Origin of the sequence: Streptomyces marokkonensis, assembly GCF_008312835.1 — a bacterium.
Classification (GTDB): domain Bacteria; phylum Actinomycetota; class Actinomycetes; order Streptomycetales; family Streptomycetaceae; genus Streptomyces; species Streptomyces marokkonensis_A.
In genome coordinates, this window is the sequence record NZ_VSKS01000031.1 from 1 (window position 1) to 18,345 (window position 18,345).

At 77.2% G+C, this 18,345-nt stretch carries 14 protein-coding genes; 2 read left to right on the forward strand and 12 right to left on the reverse strand.

The genetic code is table 11. From position 1 onward, the window contains the following. Window positions 1-118, forward strand: a 118-nt coding sequence (locus tag F1615_RS33600; RefSeq protein ID WP_149551262.1) for an integrase core domain-containing protein, incomplete at its 5' end; no start/stop codon positions are given. Here F1615_RS33600 and F1615_RS33605 read toward each other — a convergent pair. The 11 genes from F1615_RS33605 to F1615_RS33650 form a co-directional block, all read right to left on the reverse strand. Then, window positions 115-1,866: an ABC transporter ATP-binding protein gene (locus tag F1615_RS33605; protein WP_149552832.1), complete on the reverse strand. Its 1,752-nt coding sequence runs from the start codon at window positions 1,864-1,866 to the stop codon at window positions 115-117. The genes F1615_RS33600 and F1615_RS33605 overlap by 4 nt on opposite strands. Further along, complete coding sequence (locus F1615_RS33610) at window positions 1,863-3,602, reverse strand: ABC transporter ATP-binding protein/permease (protein ID WP_149552833.1); 1,740 nt, start codon at window positions 3,600-3,602, stop codon at window positions 1,863-1,865. The genes F1615_RS33605 and F1615_RS33610 overlap by 4 nt, the downstream gene beginning before the upstream one ends. After that, the gene (locus F1615_RS33615) at window positions 3,599-4,663 is read right to left on the reverse strand and encodes a SagB/ThcOx family dehydrogenase (RefSeq protein ID WP_149552834.1); all 1,065 of its coding nucleotides are present in this window, start codon (window positions 4,661-4,663) and stop codon (window positions 3,599-3,601) included. Before F1615_RS33615 ends, F1615_RS33610 begins: the two co-directional genes overlap by 4 nt. Before the next feature lie 12 nt (window positions 4,664-4,675). Further along, window positions 4,676-6,052 carry a YcaO-like family protein gene (locus F1615_RS33620; RefSeq protein WP_149552835.1) on the reverse strand — a complete coding sequence of 459 codons (1,377 nt, stop codon included), beginning with the start codon at window positions 6,050-6,052 and terminating at the stop codon, window positions 4,676-4,678. Next, on the reverse strand, window positions 6,049-7,533 hold the full coding sequence (locus tag F1615_RS33625; RefSeq protein ID WP_149552836.1) for a CocE/NonD family hydrolase: 1,485 nt from the start codon (window positions 7,531-7,533) through the stop codon (window positions 6,049-6,051). Before F1615_RS33625 ends, F1615_RS33620 begins: the two co-directional genes overlap by 4 nt. Beyond that, on the reverse strand, window positions 7,530-8,351 hold the full coding sequence (locus F1615_RS33630; protein ID WP_149552837.1) for a hypothetical protein: 822 nt from the start codon (window positions 8,349-8,351) through the stop codon (window positions 7,530-7,532). Before F1615_RS33630 ends, F1615_RS33625 begins: the two co-directional genes overlap by 4 nt. A 92-nt stretch (window positions 8,352-8,443) precedes the next feature. Continuing rightward, window positions 8,444-8,557 carry a streptamidine family RiPP gene (amiA, locus tag F1615_RS36665; RefSeq protein ID WP_240661371.1) on the reverse strand — a complete coding sequence of 38 codons (114 nt, stop codon included), beginning with the start codon at window positions 8,555-8,557 and terminating at the stop codon, window positions 8,444-8,446. Window positions 8,558-8,616: 59 nt separating this feature from the next. Beyond that, window positions 8,617-9,438, reverse strand: a complete 822-nt coding sequence (locus tag F1615_RS33635) for an ABC transporter ATP-binding protein (RefSeq protein ID WP_149552838.1) — start codon at window positions 9,436-9,438, stop codon at window positions 8,617-8,619. 20 nt (window positions 9,439-9,458) lie between these two features. Next, on the reverse strand, window positions 9,459-10,466 hold the full coding sequence (locus F1615_RS33640) for a FecCD family ABC transporter permease (protein ID WP_149552839.1): 1,008 nt from the start codon (window positions 10,464-10,466) through the stop codon (window positions 9,459-9,461). Beyond that, window positions 10,463-11,659: a FecCD family ABC transporter permease gene (locus F1615_RS33645; protein ID WP_244328950.1), complete on the reverse strand. Its 1,197-nt coding sequence runs from the start codon at window positions 11,657-11,659 to the stop codon at window positions 10,463-10,465. Before F1615_RS33645 ends, F1615_RS33640 begins: the two co-directional genes overlap by 4 nt. Before the next feature lie 77 nt (window positions 11,660-11,736). Beyond that, window positions 11,737-12,696 (reverse strand): ABC transporter substrate-binding protein, encoded by a 960-nt coding sequence (locus F1615_RS33650; RefSeq protein WP_208818469.1) that lies wholly within the window; start codon window positions 12,694-12,696, stop codon window positions 11,737-11,739. A gap of 94 nt (window positions 12,697-12,790) precedes the next feature. On the opposite strand from F1615_RS33650, the gene F1615_RS33655 reads away from it, so the two are divergent. After that, entirely contained in the window at window positions 12,791-13,987 is a 1,197-nt protein-coding gene (locus F1615_RS33655) for a hypothetical protein (RefSeq protein ID WP_149552840.1), read from the forward strand. A 12-nt stretch (window positions 13,988-13,999) separates the two neighbouring features. On the opposite strand, the gene F1615_RS33660 is transcribed toward F1615_RS33655, so the two are convergent. Beyond that, window positions 14,000-18,331 carry a cation-translocating P-type ATPase gene (locus tag F1615_RS33660; protein ID WP_149552841.1) on the reverse strand — a complete coding sequence of 1,444 codons (4,332 nt, stop codon included), beginning with the start codon at window positions 18,329-18,331 and terminating at the stop codon, window positions 14,000-14,002. Window positions 18,332-18,345: the final 14 nt, after the last annotated feature.

The following is an 18,345-nucleotide window of genomic DNA, read 5'->3' on the forward strand; positions in this document are numbered from 1 at the left end:
ACGACAGGCCGCGTTTCCCGACTGGCTGGACTGGTACAACTACCACCGACCCCACACCGGCATCGACGGCCACACACCCGCCAGCCGCGTCACCAACCTGTCGGAACAACACACCTAGCGCCGCAGCACCCGGTTGAGCGCGCCGTCGGGGCGGGCGGTGAGCTGGTCCCAGGTACCCTCCTCCGCGATGCGGCCGGATTCCAGTACGGCGACGTGGTCGGCGCGGCGGATGGTGGCCGGGCGGTGGGCGATGACGATCGTCGTGCGGCCGGCGGTGCGCAGCGCCGCGGCGAGCTGGGCGTCCCCCGTGTTGTCCAGGTGGGCCGTCGTCTCGTCCAGGACCAGCACCCTGGGTTCGGCCAGCAGCGCACGGGCGAGCGCTATCCGGGCGCGCTGGCCGCCGGAGAGGGTGGCGCCGCGCTCGCCGACGAGGGTGTCGGGTGCGGCGAACCGGTCGATGCCGCACAGCCGGGCGACGGCGAGGAGCCGCGCGTCGTCCGCGTCGGGGGCGGCGAGGCGGAGGTTCTCCGCGAGGGTGCCGTGGAAGAGGGGGGTGTCCTGGCCGACGACGGCGACGGCCCGGCGCAGGTCGGCGTCCGTGAGGTCGCGGAGGTCCACGGGATCCCCTTCGGCCGGGAGCAGCTGGACGGTTCCGGCGGCCGGGTCCCAGAACCTCGCCAGCAGATGGGCGCAGGTGCTCTTGCCCGAGCCGGAGGCGCCGGTCAGGGCCAGCGTGCGCCCCGCGGGGACGGTCAGGTCCAGCCGCCGGAGCACGGGCCGGCCGCCGTGGTCGAAGTCCACGCCGTGCAGCCGCACGCCGAGGGGACCGGACGGCAGGGCGCGGGGTGCGGCGGGCGGTGGTGCCAGGGCGGGGGCGGTCATGGCGGCGTCCACCCGGGCGGCCGCGGCCCGCAGCCCCATGGCCTGGCTCAGCGCCCGGGCGGATTCGGCGACCGGGCCGAGCACCGACAGGGCCAGCGCCATCGCCGCCGGTGCCCACGCCCCGTGCAGCCTGCCGGAGGTGACGGACTGGGCGGCGCCGGCCACCACGCCGAGCACCGCAAGCACGAGCAGCGCGTCCCGGACGGCGGCGGCCACGGCCTCCCGTCCCGCCTCGGCCCGCTGGGCGTCCCCCACCTCGCGGCCGCGCGCGGCCAGCCGGTCGCGCCGCTCGTCCAGCCGGCCGGAGGCGAGCAGTTCGGGCAGTCCGTCGACGGTCTCCACGGTGTCGGCCGACAGCCGCGCGACGGCGGCCCGGGTGCGGGCCCCGCGCTCCGCGCGCCCGCGGGCCTCGGCGAACGGCGCCGCGGCGAGCAAGGCCGCGGCCGGCAGCACCGCCACCAGCAGCCACGGCTCCGCACCGGCCAGGACCGTGGCACCCGCCGTGAACACCACGCCCGAGGCGAGGAGCTGGGCGGTGGTGTGTGCGTAGAAGAACTCCAGCGCCTCCACGTCGGCGAGGGCGGTGGCGGCCAGGTCCCCGCTGCGCCGGCCGGCCACGCGGGCCGGGGCACTGCGGGCGAGCCCGTCGAAGATCCGCACGCGCAGTGCGGCGAGGACCCGGTAGGCGAGGTCGTGGGAGAGGTCCATCTCCCGCCAGGTCGTCAGGGCACGGACCAGGACGAGGCCGGTCAGCGCGGCGACGGTGCCGGGACCGGGAGCGCGGCCGTCGATGACGGCGGTGCCGACGGAGTGCGCGGCCAGGGTCAGCAGGGCGACCAGCGAGGCCTGCTCGAGGAGCGCGGCGGCGCAGGTGCGGACGATCATGGGCCGGTGCCCGGCGAGGGCGGGCAGCAGGGCGCGCAGGGCGCCGCGCCCGGGCGCGGCCGGTGCGTCCGCCGCGCCCGCGGCGGGGGTGACTGTCATGCGGCGAGTTCTCCTTCGTGGGCGTGACCGGCTCGGACCAGATCCGTGTAGACGCCGCCGGCGGCCACGAGTGCGGTGTGGGTGCCGACGGCGTCCACGCGGCCGTCGTCCAGCACGACGATGCGGTCGGCGTCGCGCACGGCGGCGATGCGGTGGGCGACGACCAGGACCGTGCGGTCGCCGGCGGCGGCGAGGAGTTCACGGACGATGCCGGACTCACGGCGTTCGTCGACGGCACTGGTGGCCTCGTCGAGAACCAGCACCGGCGCGTCGGCGAGCAGGGCACGGGCCAGGGCGAGCCGCTGGCGCTGGCCGCCGGAGAGGGTGGCGCCGCGTTCGCCCACGACGGTGGCGTAGCCGTCGGGCAGGGCGGTGATCTCGTCGTGGATGCCCGCCGTGCGGGCGGCCCGGGTCAGTTCGGCGTCCGTGGCGTCCGGCGCGGCCAGGCGCAGATTGCCGGCGACGGTGTCGTGGAAGAGGTGGGTGTGCTGGGAGACCACGGCGATGCCCCGGCGCAGCGAGTCCAGGGTGTGGTCGGCGACGTCCCGTCCGGCCACGGTGATCCGGCCGGTCCGGGGGTCGTGGTGGCGCAGCAGCAGCGCGACCAGTGTCGACTTGCCGGCGCCCGAGGGGCCCACGAGCGCCGTGGTGCGCCCGGCCTCGGCGGTGAAGCTCACCCCGCACAGCGCCGGCCGGCCGGCTCCCTCATAGGTGAACCCGACGTTCTCGAAACGCAGTTCGGGCGGAGCGGACCAGCGGGCCGGGACCGTTCCGGTGTCGGCGACGGCGGGCCGCGCGGTCCGCAGCGCGGCGAGTCCGTCCGCGGCGGAGGCGCCGAGATACCCGGCGTGCCACTCCCGGGACAGGTCGCGCACGGGCCGGAAGCACTCGGCGGCGATCAGCAGCACCAGATAGGTGCCCGTCGCCGTGGTGGACCCGGTGACGGCGGAGCCGCAGGCGAGCAGGGCGGCGGCCACGGTGCCGCCCTGGACGGCCAGATCGGTGAGTCCGGTGTCGACGAGCGACACGCGGAGTTTGGCGACGGTGGCCCGGTGCAGCAGGGACGAGCGTTCCTCCAGCCGCTGCCGGGTCCGGCCGACGGCGCCCGCGGCGCGCAGCGCGGGCATGCCCTGGAGCGCTTCGAGGTAGTCGGCGCCCAGTGCCTCGTAGGTGTCCCAGTGTTCCTTGCCCCGGCGGGCGAGGAGCCGGTCCCAGGCGCGCGGGCCGACGAGGGCGAGCAGCAGGGCGGGGACCAGGCCGAGGAGGGCGAGCGGTTCGACGAGGGCGAGGGCGGCGAGCAGCAGCGGAGGTACGGCGAGCGTGACCAGGAGCTGGGGCAGATAGCGGGAGACGTACGCGTCGACGCCCTCCACCCCGTCGACGAGGGTGGTGCGTACGGCTCCGGCGCGCGCGGTCGTCAGGTGCGCGGGGCCGAGCCGCCCGAGGTGGGCGAGGAGTTCGTCGCGCAGCCGCACCCTGACCGCCGCTCCCGCGCGGACGGCGGTGCGCCGCTGCCGGTGGCCGAGCCACGCGCGTGCGGCGACCAGGGCGAGCACGGCCCCGAGCAGCACCGGCAGCCGGCCCGTGACGCCCCGGGCGACGTCGGCGAGGGCCACGGCGAGCAGGGCGGCCTGGGCGAGGTGGGTGAGGGTGACGGCGGCCTGCAGCAGCGTGGCCGCGAGCAGCGGGCGCCGGACGTGACGTGCCGCGCGGCGCAGTTCGGGGTGGACGATCACGGGGTCCTCTCCTCGGAGTGGTCGGTGCCGAGGGCCAGTCCGTGGACGACGAGGTCCCGGCCCGGCGGGGCGCCGAGCGCGGCGCCCAGATCGGCCTGTTGCCAGGAACCGACGGGGCGGGCGGCCAGCCCCCGCCGTACGGCGGTCACATGGGCGAGCTGGACGGCGAGTCCGGCCCGCAGATGGGTACGGCGGATGCGCGGGGCGTCGGCCTCCGCCGGGCAGCCGCGGCCGAGCAGCACGGCACCGGCCCGGGCGATCCAGGCCTGGCGGGCGGCCCACACGGCGAGCGTGGGCCGGGCCTCCCCCGCCGCGAGCCGGCGCAGCGTGCCGTCGGGCGCCGCTTCGACGAGCCCGGGGCGGGGCGGGCCGACGGCCGCGCACCAGGCCAGTTCCCCCGCGCTCGCCTCGTGGGCCGTGGTGAGCAGCGCCCACAGGTCGTCCGGCGGCGGTGTGCCGTGCAGTGGGGGCGGGGCGCTGCGCCGGACCGGCACCTCGCGGTGCGGCGCAGCGCGCGGGGGCAGCGGGACCCGGACGGCGGCGAGGGGGGCCTCGGTGCGCCCGTCGAGGCGGAGTGCGGCCGGTCCTGCGCCCAGTGCCTCGGCGGCCAGCCACAGCGCCCCGGCCGCGTGGCCGGTGTCGAGGAGGAGCAGCGGCGGGGCGCGGTGGCCGTAGTGGGAGCGCGTGCGCCGCTCGGCCACCGTCAGCTCCACGGTCACGCCCGCCGGTGTGCCGTCGGGTGCCGGCCCGAGGTGGTGGACGCGGTGGCGCAGGGGGTCGTGGCCGTAGCGCCCGGGCGGCAGCGGGCAGCCGTCGCCCACCACGAGCACGGCGTCCACCGGGTGCAGGGCGCCCGCGGAGGCGGCGGGCCGCAGCCGCCCCGAGGGGTCCGAGGCGGTCAGCGACAGGCGCAGCAGCCGGTCCAGGTCGAGTTCTCCGGGGCGGGCGGCCGGCACGGGGTGCGGCGGTCCGGGCCAGTTCGCCGCGGCGGGTCCGGCGGGGGTGCCGGGGCCGGGTTCCTCCGCGGAACGGGCGCGGGCGAGGGCGGTGACGAGATCCACGGGGGCGGGGCCTCACATGTGGGGTGGCGGCGCGAGCGTGAAGTCCTCCGGTGTGCCCGGCCCGCCGGTACGGCCGCGTCCGGCCGCGGCGCCCACCAGGCGCGGGCAGCCGAAGTAGCCGAAGGCGGCGGGGGCGTTGGGGAGGAGGCCGGAGACGAGGACGCGGGCGACGCGCAGCTCCGTCTCGGCCACGTCCTCGGTGGTGAGGTCGAAGGTCATGACGCGGTGGCCGCTGTCGTGGAGCGCGCCCTCCAGCCGCTCGCGGCTTCCGGCCGGTACCTCCCGCACGGGGACGGTGCCGAGCGCGGGGCGGGTGAACCGGCGGGCCTCGGGGGCCATCCGCTCGTCGAGCCACACCTGGACGTGCGCGCCCAGGTCGCGCACGTGCTCGAACTGCGGGCCGCAGTCGTCGAGGTAGCGGCCGTCGGGGCGGTGGTCGAGGTAGAGGCCCCGGGCGAGCAGTCCGGCCTCGACGGCCTGGAACACCCAGCCGTCGGGGTCGGTGAGTCCCTGGGTGAAGACCCACGTGTGGACGGCTTCGAGGACCGCTTTGCGGGCGGCTTCGGCGGGGTCGTACCGGCAGGCGAAGCCCGCTGCGTACAGGCCGAGCCGGGGGTCGTGGACGAGGGCCCCCACGCAGGGGGCGAACTCGGAGGGCATCTCGACGAGGTGGACCGTGAGTCCGGATCCGGCGAGGTCGTCGGCGAGTCCGGGCACGGTGGCCGGGTCGATGCCGCGGGCCGGGGCGTCGAGGTGCCACCACAGTTCGAGCGCGTCGCGTTCGACGATCTCCAGCAGGGCGCGTTCGACCGCGTCGTCGAATCCCTGGCCGGTGGCGATCCCGGCGTAGTTGAGGTGGTGCGTGCGGGGCAGGGAACGCAGGCTGCCCTGGCGCCAGTTGAGGTGGGTGAGGGCGACCGGTGCCCAGACCTCGGCACCGGTGCCGTCGGGCAGCCGTTCGGTGCCGCGGGTCCACAGGGCGGGTGTGCCGGGGGTGAGGCGGCGGTAGGGGAACCCGTCACGGGCGTACTGCCAGTCGGCGTACACCGGCAGGTCGGGCGGCCCGTACAGCCGCAGCCCCTCGCCGGCCAGCTCCGCGGCCGTTGCACGCAGCGGGGCGTCCGGACGGCCGGGCGGTGGCAGGCGGTTGCCGCAGTACCGTTCGACGCCCTCGGCGACGGCCGCGACGCGGGCGCCCTCGGGGTCGCCGAAGGTGGTGCCGAGGGACACCCGGTCGGCGGGCCACAGGCCGAGTCTGCGGGCGTCCGATATCTCGGCGGTGAGCGCGGTGTAGCGGGGCGGGGTGCCCGGGGGGTGCTCGACGGGCTTGACCTTGCGGACGATGCCGCAGACGGGGTCGACGAGGGCTTCCAGCGGCAGCGGCGTCATCGGAGGATCTCCTGGGCGGGGTCGGTGGCTGTGGGACGGGACCGGAGGACGGGCAGACAAAGGACGGTCCCGGCCGGGTCGACGTCCCGGCGGGATGCGGTCAGGCGGAGGGCGGTGACGGCGTCCTCGCCGGTGTGGGGGTTGCGGGCGTGGGCGGGGAAGTGGTGCCCGGCGATCTCCAGGCGGAGCCGGGTGCCCGCGGGCAGCCGCCGGGCGAGCCGGCCGAGCGGCACGGTGAATCCGGTGGCCCGGCCGGGCGGGTCCGTACGCCGGACGACTCCGACGGCGAGCCGCTCCGCCCTGCCCCCGGCGGTGAGCGCGGTGAGGCGGGCGGCCCAGTCCGCGGCCGGGGTGTCGGCGGCGGCCCGGAGCACGACCTGGGCCGGTCCGACGACGTCCAGGGGGCGCGGCAGGGGCGGGGTGACGAGCAGACAGCGGTCGGGGGTGCCGTCGGCGGGGACGGTCAAGTGCTCCGAGGACACGGGGCGTTCGGGATCGGCGGTGAAGGCGGCGCCGCGCAGCAGCCGCAGCCGCGGTGCGTACGGCTGGCCCTCGGCGCCGGCACCGAGCCACAGGGGGCTGCCGCCCAGCGCGACCGCGCCCCTGGCTCCGGGCGCGAGGGCACCGGCGAGGGCGTGCCGGGCCCAACGGGCGTAGAGGTCGCCGAGGTCGACGCGGTGGGCCGCGGGGTCGGCGTCGGGTCCGGGCGCGGCGGTGAGGCCGTGCCCCCAGGGGCCGAGCAGCAGCCGGGCGGAGGGGCCGCCCCAGTGCTGCCAGAGGGCCACCGTGTCCTGCGCGAAGTGGTCGTGGTGACCGCCCACCGCCAGCAGGGGAAGACGGGCGTGCGCCGCGCGCGCGACCAGCCGGCCGCGCTCGCGGCGGTGCCAGAGGCCGGGCCAGGAGGGCAGGTCGCGGCCCAGCCGGCGGGGCAGTGCGGTCAGCGGCAGGTGCGCGAGCAGTCCGGGGTCCGCGGCCCGGGCCTTCGCCAGGGCGCCGTCGTCGGAGTCGTGACGGTCCCCGTGGGCGGCCCACCAGCCGGCCCGGGCGGCCAGCCGCTCCACACCGGAGGGTTCACGGGCGGTGTCGGCGGCACCCAGCGCCGGCACGGCGGCGACGACGGCGTCCGGCCTGCCGTCCGCGGGCGCGTCGAGCGCGAGGACGAGGGCGCAGTGGGCGGCGTAGGAGGCGCCGGTGGCCACGAGCCGGCCGTCGCTCCAGGGCTGCCGGCGGATCCACCGGGCGGTGGCGGCGCCGTCCGCGGTCTCGTTCTCGTACGGGTGCCACTCCCCCGGTGAGGCGTGCCGGCCGCGCACGTCCTGCACCGCGGCGGCGAACCCGCGCCGGGCCCAGCCGCGCATCTCGGCGCGGTGCCGCAGCCGGTCGTACGGGGTGCGCACGAGGACGCACGGGAACGGGCCGTCGGCGTCGGGGAGCAGGACGTCGGTGACGAGCCCTGTGACGGTCGTGGTGAACGGTGTCATCGCGTGCTCGCCGGTGTCGCGGCGACCTCGGGGACGGGCAGGACCGGGTGTTCGGTGACGGTCAGGTCGCGCAGGTCGACGCGCCGGAGCCGGCGCCGGGCGGGGAAGGGGCCCGGGCCGGGGGCACCGGTGGCCCACCGGGTGAGGTCGTCGGCGAGCAGGGCGGCGATCAGCCCGGCGGCGGGCGGGGTGAGCCGGGCGGGAACTCCGCTGGTGCGGGGGCCGGTCCAGTAGGCGGCGAGTTCCCGGTGGGCGGGGGTGGCGGCGAGGCGGCGTGCCCGGACATGGGCGGAGGTGACGTCGCCCGGGCCGGTGGCGAGGGGCTCGAGGTAGGCCTGCAGTCCCTCTCGGTGGCAGCGCAGCCAGGCGATGTGCTGCCGGGGCAGCAGGTCGGCGGCGTCCCACAGTCCTTCGGGTACGGGCCCGTCCAGGCACCACACGACGGCGGCGGGCCGTCCGGCGGCCGGTTCGGCGGGCGTTCCGCGGCGGGGTTCGGCTCCCGCGGCCCGCAGACGGTCCGCCAGCGGCTCGGTGAGCACGGGGTCGCCGAGCAGTGTCACGTCCCGCAGCCGGGCGGGCCACGCGGCGGGCGGCTGCTCGTCCGCCAGGTACCCGGCGGACGCGAACGCCGCGACGATCCGGTCGAGTTCGGGGTCGGAGCCGGTGGGCCCGGCACCGGAGAGCCGGGCGAGGAGGGAGTCCGGGTCCGCGGCCGCGGTCCTGACCGTGAGGAACTCCCCGTCGGCCGTGCGGACGGCGAGACCCCGGCCGGGGACGTCGACCATTTCGACACCGGGTGCGAGCTGTCTGGGGGGCACGTCGTATCTCCTGTGGTCACGAGGGGCTCGGGATGGGCGTGGGCCCGCCCGGAAGGTGACGGGCGGGCCCACGGTCGAGGGGTGTCCCCCGCTTACTCCTCGGTGTCGTCGAAGGGGTTCTCGACGAGGGCGTTGGAGTGGGAGGCCGAGTCGTGGGCCAGCTGACCCGGGTCGGCGATCGGGGCGAAGACCTGCTCGTTGTCCATGAACTCTCCTTGTTCGTAAGGGAGATGCGGCGTTCGGACGAGCACCGCTGCACCACACACTAATGAATATGATTTTCATATTCCACCCCTGGGAGAGGGTGATCCGGGTAACACACCGGCCAGCCGCCCTCGGGATCCCGGCCGACCCGGCCCGCCACCCTGAGCACGTCCGCGAGCAGACCGGGGGTCACGACCTCCCGCGGCGGCCCGTCGGCGGCGACACGGCCGTCCCGCAGCGCCACGAGCCGCTCGGCGAACCGCGCGGCGTGGGCGAGGTCGTGCAGCACCATCACCACGGTCAGACCGCGCTCCTCGCGCAGCCGCACCACGGTCCGCAGCACGTCGAGCTGGTGATGCAGGTCGAGGTAGGTGGTCGGCTCGTCGAGGAGGAGGACGCGGGTGTCCTGGGCGAGCGCCGTCGCCAGCCGGACCCGCTGGCGCTCGCCGCCGGACAGCGCGTCCACGGGCCGCTCCGCCCAGGACTCCACGCCCACGTCCCGCAGCGCCCGGCGCACCACGGGGTCGTCGCCCTCGCGCAGCATGCCGAGCGGGCCGCGGGCCGCGTACCTGCCCTGGCGCACCAGCTGCCGTACGGTCATGCCGGGGACGGCCGGGGCCGACTGGTGGAGCAGGGCGACCCGCCGGGCGGTGTCCCGCCGCGACAGCCGGGCGAGGTCGTCCCCGCCGAGCAGCACGCGTCCGCGCGCCGGCCGCAGCAGACCGGCGGCCAGCCGCAACAGGGTGGACTTCCCGCAGCCGTTGAGGCCGACGAGTGCGGTCAGCTCTCCGGGCCGCACCGCCAGATCGACGCCGCGCAGCACGGGCCGCTCCGGGTAGCCGAAGTGGACCCCCTCGACGGTGATCCCCAGGAATTCGGTCATGCGTATGTCCTTCGTCGACATCAGAACGTCCGGTCCGGCGCACGGCGTACGACGGCCAGCAGCAGCACGGCCCCGGCGCAGGTGGTGAGCGCGCCGACCGGCAGGGTGAGCGACCCGGCGCCCAGGGCAGACGCCAGGAGCCGGGAGAGCAGCTGGGCCGCCGCGTCCGCCCCGCACACCACGAGCGCCCCGGCGAGGGCGGCACCGGGCAGGGACCTGCGCAGGTCGGCGCCGAACACGGCGAGGGCGAGATGCGGTACGAGCAGCCCGACGAACCCCAGGGCACCGACGGCGGCGACCGCGCCCGAGGTCAGCGCGACCGCGCACAGCAGCGCCAGCCGGCGGGCCCGCCCGGTGGACAGACCGGCGGCGCCCGCCATGTCGTCGCCGCAGCGCAGCAGGGTCAACGGGCCGGCCAGCAGCCAGGCCGCGGCCGTCCAGGCCAGCGCCCAGGGCCACAGCAGGTGCCAGTGCTGCCAGACGCGGCCCTCGGTGGTGCCGACGAGCCACTGGACGACACTGCCCAGTTCCCCCGGTGCCACCAGCAGCACCATGGCGGTGAGTCCGCCCAGCACCGCCGAGACGAGGACGCCGTGCACGGCGGTCCGCGCCGGGTCGTCGCCGCCGCGTCCGGCGAGCAGCCACAGCAGCGCGGCCCCGGCGCAGCCGCCCAGGCACGCGGCGACGACCACGGCCAGCGGCGACTCCCACCCGGCGAGCCCCAGTCCGGTCGCGGTGACGGCACCGAGCACCGCTCCCGGCGTCACACCGGTGACCTCCGGTCCGGCCAGCGGGTTGCGCAGGGCCGACTGCAGCACCAGTCCGGCGACCCCGAGGCACGCTCCGGCGCCGAGGGCCACCAGCAGGCGGGGCAGGCGCAGATGGAGGAGGATGTGCCGCTCGGTGGGGCTGCCCCCGCCGGCGAGGACGTCCACGACGGCGGACGGCGACATGCCACGCCCGGCCACCAGCTCCGCACCGGCGCACACGACGACGAGCGCCACGAGCACGGTGAAACGACGGCTCATCGGGACTCCTCCGCCCGGGGTTCCCGGCGGGGCAGGGGCGAGGGCGCGCCCGGCGCCGCGCGGGGACGCCCCCGGTCGCCGGGGGGCGCACCGGCGGACGGCTCCGGGGTCCGGCGGGTGGTGGTCCCCGCGTCCCGCACGGCGGGCACGGCGCCCCCGGCGGCGGGGTCACGCCCGGCTGCCGGGAACTCCGCCGAGTCGTCCCGGTCCACGCCCGATGCGCCGGCGCGGGGCCGCCGTCGGGGGCGCCCCGGCCGCCCCGTCCCGGAGCGCAGCAGAGCCACCCCCGCGGGAACGCCGAACAGTGCCGTCCAGGCGCCGGCCGGGGTCTCCACGGGGGCGAGCGCGAGCCGGGCGGGGACGTCGGCGACGGCCACCACGACGGCTCCCCATGCCGCCGACCAGGGCAGCCACCGCACCGCGTCCGACGCCGGAAGGGCCCACCGGGCCAGGTGCGGGGCGAGGAAGCCGACCCATGCCACCGGACCGCACACCGCCGTCACGGGCGCGATCAGCACGACGGCGACGGCCAGTGCCGCGAACCGGGCCCGCCGGGCGCGCACGCCCAGCGCCTCGGCGTCCGCGTCGCCGAGCCGCAGCACCGACAGCACCGGCGCGCACAGCACCAGCGCGGGCAGCGCGACGAGCAGCCAGGGCCACAGCCCGGTCACGTCGTCCCAGGTGCGGGCGGACAGGGAGCCGAGGAGATACCGGTAGACGAGCTGGAGGTCGAGCTGATCGGCCATCACCATGAGGACCAGCAGGGCGGCCTGCAGCGCGGCGGCGACCGCCGCTCCCGTGAGCAGCACCGCCGACGGGCTCCGCCCCAGCCCGGCGGCGAGCAGGGTCAGCGTGCCGCCGAGCGCGGCCCCGCCGATGGCGAGAAGCGGCTGCACGGCGGCCGGCACGGCCACCGCGAGGACCAGCGGCGCGGCGACGCCGAGCGCGGCCCCCGAGGAGACGCCCAGCATTTCCGGGACGGCCAGCGGGTTGCGCAGCGCCTCCTGGAGCACCAGCCCCGCCGCCCCCAGGCAGGCACCGGCGAGCAGCGCCAGGGCCAGCCGGGGCAGCCGGAGTTCGCCGACGACGATCCCGGCGAGCGTGCCGTCCCCGTCGAGCAGGGCGGCGGGGAGCCGGTGGAGGGGCACGTACGGGGTGCCCAGGGTCAGGGCGCACACCGACGCGGCGGCCAGCAGGGCGAGGACGGCGGGCAGTTGCCGGCGCCCGGACCGTGCGGCCGGCTCCGCGTCGCGCGTGGTCGCGGGGGCGTTCACCGCAGCGCAGCCGTGGCCTCGTCGAGGACGATGCCCAGCGAACGGGTACCGCGCCCCTTGGCCCACACCTCGGAGTCCACCTCGTGGACGTTGCCGTCCCGCACGGCCGGGATCTTCCCCCAGAGGGGGTTCTTCTCCAGCTTCTCCGAGAGGGTGCCGTCCGCCTCGCCGAAGCTCATGGTCTCCACGAACAGCACGTCGACGTCACGGGCGAGGATCTCCTCGAGGCTGTAACTGCCCTGCACGCCGCGGGACTTCCAGGGGTAGTCGGCGATCTTCGGGAACAGGCTGGCGGTGGCGTCCCCCTCGGGGGTCGCGACGCCGAAGTTCTCGTCGCTGCCGTAGATGATCAGTGCGGTGCGGTCGCTCCGCGTCCGCTCCGCGGCGGCCAGCCTGGTGCGGAACGCCTTCTCGGCCTTCTCCCCCTCGGCGGTGCGGCCGGTCAGCGCCGCGACGTCGCGCAGGTAGCCCACGCTGTCCTCCCAGGTCTCCGGCTGCATCGGCCAGAACGTAGTGGCGCCCTTCAGCGCGGGGGCGAGCTTGCCGTGGGTGTCCTCGAGGCCGATCACGAGATCGGGCTCGTGGGAGAGGATCGCCTCCACCTCGGGCGCGATGAACCCGCCCGGGACGACGGGGACCTCCTTCGCCCTCTTCTCCCCCAGGAAGTCCTCGTGGGCGAGGAGCGCGCTGTTCGTGGCGGTCGGGACGATGCCCAGTTCGGTCAGGATGTCGTCGCACAGCGCGAACAGGCAGACGATGCGGCGCGGTTCCTCCGGCAGGGAGATCCGCACGCCGTTCGTGTCGGTCAACTGCCGTGCCGGCTTGATGGGTTCCACGGTGACCTCGGTCCTGGCGCCACCGGCGCCCGCCTCGCCCGCGGGGCCGGTGGACGCTCCGCATCCGGTCAGGACGGACACGGCCAGGACGGCGGCGATCCAGCTTCGTGAGCGCAGCATGACAGCCCTCGCTTCTTCTCAGGGGGTCCGGAACGCCACGAAGATACATGATAATCATTTTCAGAAGTTACCCCTGCCGACCGGGAGGACCCCGATGACCACCCCCGCGCTGCTGCTCGTCTCCGGCCATGTGGAGGGGGTGGTGCGCGTGCTGACGGTGCCGGACGGCGCCGAGGTCCACCGCCTGACCGGCCGTCATCTTTCCGAGCACGCGGGGTTCCTGGCCCTCCCCCGCGGCAGGGTCGCCTGTGTCGACGACCGCAGGGGCGAGCTGCTGGTGCTCGACCCGTTCGGCGACCGGCTCGTCACGGCGGCGGTCCCCGTGGCCGTCCCCGCCGAACATCTCGCCGCGGACCCCTCGGGGCGCCGGGTGGCCGTCACGACCGGGCTCGGGAAGAACTCCGGGCCCTGGTCGGACCTGGTCACGGTGGTGGACCTCGCCACGGGGGACGCGGCCCGGGTCCGCACGCGCACCGGCGAGCCGGGGGTGACGGTGCCGGGCCGCGAGGACCCGCTGGTCGTCCTGCGGCACCGCGAGCCCGGCGCACTCGCCGTCCACCGCTTCGCCGACCTGCTCGGGGCCCCGCCCGGCTGCCCGCCGGTCACGCCCCGCGACGAACTGCCGCTGCCGTCCGACGGACACGGGGACGCCCACGACCCGCTGGACGGCGCCGTGTTCGCGGCCACGGGAGAGGGCGTGCACCGGGCGCGCGCGGACGGCGGCACGCTCGTACCGGATCCGCCGATCCCGTGGGGCGCGCCCGCCCGGGGCTGGTACCTGCGCCTGGATCCGGTACGGCGGGCCCTGTGGTCGACCCTGCGGGGCGGTCCGGCGGATCCGCTGCGCTGGCCGGAGTGGACCAACCAGGCATGGCGTCACGACCTGGGGTCGGGCCGCACGGAGCTGACCGGACTCGGCCCCGGTCTGGTCTTCCGGCTCGCCCTCGCCCGCGACCACGCGGCCTTCACCCGTGTCCACCCCGACGGCGACGAGCTGATCCTGCTGCACACCGGCGGCGGCCTCCGCCGCTGCCCCCTGCCCCCGATGGACGGCGCGCCACGCCGCGGCGGCACTCCCTGGGAGGGCGTCCAGCGCCGGGCGGTGGCCGCCTCACCCGGCGCCGACTGGGTCGCGGTCACGCGGGGCGGCCACGGCGAGATCCACGTCGTCGACGCCCGTACGGGCGAGGAGGCGGCGCTCCTCCGCCTGGACACCGGGCTGGACCACGGCGGCCACCTGCTGATGCGCTCCCGGTCCGACGGCGCCGAGGGCGATCCGGTGGGCCGGTGACGGCCCCACCGGTCAGGCCACCGGCCGGGCGATGCCGCTGCCCAGCAGGTGGCGGGTCTGCCTCGCGGAGTCGCCGAGGCGCAGGGCGAGGCGGGTCGCGAGGTCGTACAGGCGCCGTACGGCTTCGAGGCGTTCCAGGCGCGGGGCGAGGGCCGACAGGGTGATGGCCGCGGCGACGCCGAGCCAGGCGACGGGACCGAGCGGCGTGCAGCCGAAGAAGTGGCTGACGCCCGGAGTCTGCACCAGGGCGGCGAGCACGGCCGCGGAACCCAGTGCCGTCACCCACACCAGCGGGCTGTGGCGGCGCCCGGAGAGGGTCTGCACCAGCTGGGCGCCGACCACTCCGCACAGGGCCATCGTGGTGGAACGGCGTTCGGTGCCCGGAGTGAGACGGCCGATCAGATACGCCGTGACCGCGCCGAGGCACGTGGTCACGCCCCGGCGCCGGACGGACCGCAGCAGGGGTGCGCCGAGGACGTCGAGGCCCATCGGGCCGGTCGCGGCGTGCGCCGCCGTCGACGGGTCGTCGCTCGGCGTCACCGCCACCGCCATGGCGGGGAACATGTCGGTGAGCAGGTTGACCAGGAGCAGCTGACGGGTCGACAGCGGTGAGGACCCGGCGAGCAGGGTGCCCAGCACGCTGAAGCCGACCTCGCCCGCGTTGCCGCCGATGAGGATGCTCACCGCGTCGGCCACGCTGCGCCACAGCGCCCGGCCCTCACCGACGGCGTCCACCAGCACGGACAGATCGCCGGTGGTGAGCACGATGTCGGCGGCGTTGCGGGCGGCCGCGGAACCGCGGGCCTCGATGCCGACGCCCACGTCGGCGGCACGGATGGCGGCGGCGTCGTTGGCCCCGTCGCCCGCCATCGCCACCACCCGGCCGGCCTGCTGCAGCGCCTCCACGACATGGAGTTTCTGTTCGGGTGCGACCCGGGCGACGACTCCGGCGCCGTGCAGCGCGCGGACCCGGTCGGTCCGGCCCATGGCGACGAGTTCGTCCCCGGTGACCACGTGGGTGTCCTCCGGCCAGCCCAGTTGCAGGGCGATGGCGCGCGCGGTCTCCGGATGGTCGCCGGTGAGCATGACGGGCAGGATGCCGGCCCGGCGCAGCTCGGTGAGCAGTTCCCGCGAGGTCTCGCGCGGAACGTCCGCCAGGGCGATCAGTCCGACGAACTCCAGGTCGTCGAGACCGGCCTCGAGTTCGGCGTCCGTGTCGGGTCCCCGGCACGGGCGCCGGGCGACGGCGAGGACGCGCAGCCCCTGTCCCGCCAGGGTGTGGGCCGTCCCGGCCGCCTCGTCGGGGAGGCCCCGGCAGGCGGGGAGCACCGTCTCCGGGGCGCCCTTGACGACGAGGAGCGGTCCGGCGTCCGTGCCGCCGTCCCGGCCCACCGCGGCCGCGTAGCCACGGCTGGCCTCGAAGGCCAGCTCGCCCTCGGCGGCCCAGGTGTCGTCCGGCGGAGCGGCGTCGAGCACCGCCTCGTCGGTGGCGTGCGCGATCCGGCGGCCCTCGGCGGTCTCCTCCTGCGGGCAGGCGCGCGCGGCGAGCCGCACGACCGGTACGGCGTCGGCGGCGCCCGGGGCGAGGACGGTGCCGTCGGCGGTCGCCACCCGGACCATGCGCAGCCGGTTCTCCGTCAGGGTGCCGGTCTTGTCGAAGCACACGGTGTCGACCCGGCCGAGCGCCTCCAGGGTGCGCGGGGTGCGGACCAGTACGCCGCGCCGGGACAGCCGGCGGGCGGCCGCCATCTGGGCGACGGTCGCGACCAGCGGCAGGCCCTCCGGGACGGCGGCGACGGCCACGGCGACACCGCCACTGACGGCACGCCGTACCGGGCTGCCGCGCAGCAGGGACAGACCGGTCACCAGCGCACCGCCGGTGAGGGTGACGGGCAGGGCCTTGCGGGTCAGTTCCTGCAGCCGTGCCTGGACGCCGGCGGGCGGCGGGGTGCGGGCGGCCAGAGCGACGGCACGGCCGGCCTCGGTGCGGTCGCCGGTGTCCACCACGAGCGCCTCGGCCCGGCCGGCCACGACCGTGGTGCCCTCGAAGACCATGCAGGTCCGCCGGGCGACCGGCGCGCCCGGGGTCGGGTCCAGGGCCTTGGTCACGGGCAGCGACTCGCCGGTGAGCGACGACTCGTCGACCTCCAGGCCGTCCACCTCCAGCAGCCGCGCGTCCGCCGGTACGACGTCCCCGGCGCCCAGACCGATCCGGTCCCCCGGCCGCAGCCGGGCGGCGTCGACGGTCACCGTGCGGTCCCCGGTGACCTGGCGGCGTGCCTTGGGCTGCTGGCGCGCGGCGAGCCGGGCGAGCGCCCGCTCGGCGCGCAGCCGCTGGAGTCCGCCCGCCACCGCGTTGATGTCCATGGCGCCGACGACGAGCAGCGCGTCCACGAGCGAGCCGAGCAGCGCCGAGGCAACCGCTCCGGTGGCCAGGACCGGGGTGAGCGGGTCGTCGAGTTCACGGCGCACGGCACCGGCCGCCTGCCAGGTCCAGCGGGCGGGGGCGACCGCGCGCGTACGGCCGAGCCGGGCCGCCCGCTGCCGGGTCCGTTCGGTCAGCAGGGCGAACCCCTCCGGCTCGGCTTCGGTGCGGGTGTCGCGCAGCAACTCGCGTGCCTGGTGCGGCTCCAGGGCGTGCCAGGGGACGTGCAGCCGGGGCTCGGGCGGCACGGCGCGCGCCACGCGCACGGCCTCGGTCCAGCCGGTGAGCAGGGCGGCCGCGGCGGCGATGTTCACCGGGGCGTGCCGGGTGAGCCGCTGCCACAGACGGCCGCCGGGGGTGCCGCCGCGCGCCACCATGAGCCCGGACAGGGCGGCTCCCGCCCGGGCCAGCGTCTGCGAACGACGGCCGACGCGGCGGGCCGCCGGGATCGCCGTGAGCAGCCGCCAGACGTCCCCGAGTCCGCCCGGGGCGAGGGCGTCGACGCCCCAGGCGACCGCCGAACGCGCGTCGGTGAGGGCGATCGCCACATCGCCGGCGGGCAGCCCGTCCGCCACGTCGTCGTCCCCGTGCGCGGCCACGCGGGCGACGCTCACCACGATGTGCCCGTCGTTCTGCAGCGCCCGTACGACGTCGCCGAACGGCAGGCCGGCGGGGGCGACCTCGTCGGCGAGCCGCGTGATGTCCTTCAGGTCGGAGCCGCCGGTGACCACGACGTGCAGGCCCGCCCGGCGGGCCGCGTCGAGGACGGCCTCGGCACAGGGGTCGACGGGGTCGTCGAACACCCGGGGGGCGACGCCGGGGGGCTGCGTGGGGCCGCGCAGGGCGTCGGCGTGCAGGACGAGGGAGTCGGCGATCTCCAGTTGCCACAGGCGTTCCCCGCTGCGCACGAGGATGCCGGACCGTGCGAGATGGGTGCCGAGGAGCGCGTCGAAGGCGGCGGGGCCGTAGCGCGCGGCCTTGGGGGACCCGGCCAGGACCGCTTCGGCCGCCTCCCTGGCGTCGTGCGTGACGAGCAGGGTGGCGACGGCGCCCGCGACGCTGCCGGTGCCGGCGTGGGCGGCGTAGGCCTGGGCGGGCGTCACCCGCAGGGGCGGGCGGATGCCGACGGGCCGGGGGATGCTGGTGCGTTCCTCGAGGCAGACGTCGTCGTGCAGGGCCTCGAAGGCCGCGGCCCTGGCCGCCGCCTCGGTCAGCTGGCCGGTGCGCACCAGTCCGTCGAGCACCAAGGCCACCGGGGACTGTCCGGCGCCGTGCGCGGCGGCGTTGGCGGCGGCGAGGAGGAGTTCCATGCCGCTCCTGCCGAACCGCCGCCGCAGCAGGGCGCGGAAGCGGGGGTTCTCGCGCAGCAGCGTGACGCCGGCGGTGACCGCCTTGGGACTGCGGGGCAGGCGCAGCGACCGGCCCGCCAGGGCACCGGCCGCTCCGGCGGCGTCCAGCAGCAGCGCGGCGGCGGCGGTCCGCACCTCGCGGGGGTCGCCGGGGTGGGCGGTGCCGTTCGCGTCCCCGGGGCCCGCGTCCTCGGTCAGTCCGAGGCGGGCGGCGAGCGCGACGGCGTGCTCGGTCACGCGGTCGCCGGCCGCGTCCGTCGCGGCGGTCACCACGAGGCGGGACAGGCCCTCGTCCCAGTACGCGGTCAGTACGTCGGGGTGGTCGAGCAGTTCGGCGGCGGCCCTGCGGGCGAGCGGGGCGAGGGCGCCGTCCGGGTGCCGCAGGGCCAGGTGGACGCGGGGTCCGGCCCGCCAGTGCCGGCCGCCGCCGAGGGCGTTGCGGGCGACGTGGCTCAGGCGGCGCGTCGTGTCGTGGACGGACGTCATGCCCTGTGCGGTGCCACGGGCGGCGCCGGCGGCGGCTCCCGCGACGGCACCGGCGAGAGGGGCGACGTCGAAGCGTGTGAGCATCTGGGGTCCCGTGA

Bases quoted from the DNA above. Each gene is read 5' to 3' on its own strand.
- F1615_RS33640 (WP_149552839.1), bottom strand. From the start codon at position 10,466: ATGAGCCGTCGTTTCACCGTGCTCGTGGCGCTCGTCGTCGTGTGCGCC.
- F1615_RS33660 (WP_149552841.1), bottom strand. From the start codon at position 18,331: ATGCTCACACGCTTCGACGTCGCCCCTCTCGCCGGTGCCGTCGCGGGA.
- amiA (WP_240661371.1), bottom strand. From the start codon at position 8,557: ATGGACAACGAGCAGGTCTTCGCCCCGATCGCCGACCCGGGTCAGCTG.
- F1615_RS33650 (WP_208818469.1), bottom strand. From the start codon at position 12,696: ATGCTGCGCTCACGAAGCTGGATCGCCGCCGTCCTGGCCGTGTCCGTC.
- F1615_RS33655 (WP_149552840.1), top strand. From the start codon at position 12,791: ATGACCACCCCCGCGCTGCTGCTCGTCTCCGGCCATGTGGAGGGGGTG.
- F1615_RS33625 (WP_149552836.1), bottom strand. From the start codon at position 7,533: ATGACACCGTTCACCACGACCGTCACAGGGCTCGTCACCGACGTCCTG.
- F1615_RS33605 (WP_149552832.1), bottom strand. From the start codon at position 1,866: ATGACAGTCACCCCCGCCGCGGGCGCGGCGGACGCACCGGCCGCGCCC.
- F1615_RS33620 (WP_149552835.1), bottom strand. From the start codon at position 6,052: ATGACGCCGCTGCCGCTGGAAGCCCTCGTCGACCCCGTCTGCGGCATC.
- F1615_RS33635 (WP_149552838.1), bottom strand. From the start codon at position 9,438: ATGACCGAATTCCTGGGGATCACCGTCGAGGGGGTCCACTTCGGCTAC.